Below are 219 nucleotides of genomic sequence, written 5' to 3'. Positions count from 1 at the left end.
AGAGGTTTGGGCTCTTCCCCGTTCGCTCGCCACTACTGGGGGAATCATTGTTATTTTCTTTTCCTGCAGGTACTAAGATGTTTCAGTTCCCTGCGTTAGCCCCTTACTATGTAAGGTGATATCCCTTCAGGATATCGGGTTGTCCCATTCGGAGATTCACGGATCAAAGGTTATTTGCACCTCCCCGTGACTTTTCGCAGCTTATCACGTCCTTCATCG

At 48.4% G+C, this 219-nt stretch carries 1 rRNA gene; it reads right to left on the bottom strand.

Annotation, left to right across the window (positions count from 1 at the left end):
• Positions 1-219: ribosomal RNA gene (locus H6A61_RS15825) — 23S ribosomal RNA — on the bottom strand; the annotation flags it as partial.

Source organism: Bacteroides caecigallinarum (genome assembly GCF_016901995.1).
Lineage (GTDB): Bacteria > Bacteroidota > Bacteroidia > Bacteroidales > Bacteroidaceae > Phocaeicola > Phocaeicola cellulolyticus.
The sequence above is the reverse complement of the archived record's forward strand: the minus strand, read 5'-3'. Positions and strand labels throughout refer to the sequence as shown.